Raw genomic sequence first — 1,302 nt, 5'->3', positions numbered from 1 at the left:
TAACCTAGTTACGTAAAAACGGACACCTTTTACTCAGCGAATGAGGTAAAGGTGAATATGAATAAGAAAGGAAAATACTCTCCGGAGTTTAAAGAACAAGCAGTCAAGCGAACACTTTCTGGTTCGTTTACGATAAAAGAAGTAGCAGGGTCACTTGGAATCAGCTATTTTGTGTTACGACAATGGAGGGGAGAATACTTGAAAAAATCAGAAGATCAGCTTCCACTTACGGATAAACAGTTAAAAGAAAGTGAAGAACTGAAAAAGCTTCGGAAGGAAAATCTGAAACTGAAAGAGGAAGTTACTATCCTAAAAAAGTTTGCCGCCATGCTTTCCCGCGAACAAAATCCCGATTGATGTTCATGGAAACTCATCGATTTGAGTATTCGATTCAAAGCATGGCTAACGTTTTAGGAGTGTCTCGTTCAGGATTCTATCAATTTCTAAAACGGAGTAAAAACGAATTAGAAAAATATAATCCTGAACTTGTCGAGTTCATTCGGGAAACGTGGCTAACAAGTCGTAAGAATTACGGCTTAGTTCGGTTGCTTCGGGAAGTGAAGAAAGTGTATTCAATTTACGGAGCAAGAACGGTTCGAAAAGTGATGAAACTTTGTGAAATTCAAGGAAAACAGGAGAAACGTTTTCGGATTGCCACAACAGATTCTAATCATGGGAATCGGGTTGCTCCGGACTTAGTTCAACGGAATTTCAAACCGAATCAGAAGAATCGGATCTGGGTTTCAGATATTACTTTTTTAAGATCCTCTTTCGGGTGGATTTATCTTTGTGTAATACTGGATCTTTATTCTCGAAAAGTAGTGGGTTGGTCGATTTCAAATTCTAATGATTCTAAGTTAGTGTGCACCGCTCTTTCCAAAGCAATCGAATGTAGAAATCCTCCTAAGGGTTTAGTTTTTCATTCGGATCGAGGATCCAATTATTGTTCGTACGAAACTCGAAGGTATCTGTTAAATAATAAACTCAGAAGGAGTAATAGTAGAAAGGGAAATTGTTGGGACAACGCAGTCGCTGAGTCCTTCTTTGGTTCTCTGAAAAGAGAAATGGAATATAATTACTTTTATAAAATTCAAGAAGCCGAAGAATTACTTTTTGATCATATAGAGGTTTATTATAATAGACACAGATCTCATTCGTCATTAGACTTTGTGAGTCCTGTGCAATTTGAAGTAAATGCTGCGTAAAAATGTGTCCAATAATTCGTCACTAGGTTAGAATCATGAATTATTTACGCCGAACTCTTGCTAAAACAACTTAAAATTCTAATATTTTTACTTCGAA

General features: G+C 36.9%; 1 protein-coding gene. It reads left to right on the top strand.

What is annotated here, in order from left to right; genetic code table 11:
* Positions 1 to 57 precede the first annotated feature (57 nt).
* A protein-coding gene (locus tag LEP1GSC203_RS01900) for an IS3-like element IS1500A family transposase (protein ID WP_100220732.1) occupies positions 58 to 1,205 on the top strand; the annotation gives its coding sequence in 2 pieces (ribosomal slippage) (positions 58 to 310 and positions 310 to 1,205; 1,149 coding nt in all).
* Positions 1,206 to 1,302: the final 97 nt, after the last annotated feature.

This window comes from Leptospira terpstrae serovar Hualin str. LT 11-33 = ATCC 700639, assembly GCF_000332495.1.
Classification (GTDB): domain Bacteria; phylum Spirochaetota; class Leptospiria; order Leptospirales; family Leptospiraceae; genus Leptospira_A; species Leptospira_A terpstrae.
Note: the sequence above shows the minus strand (reverse complement) of the source record. Positions and strands in the feature narration are given on the sequence as shown.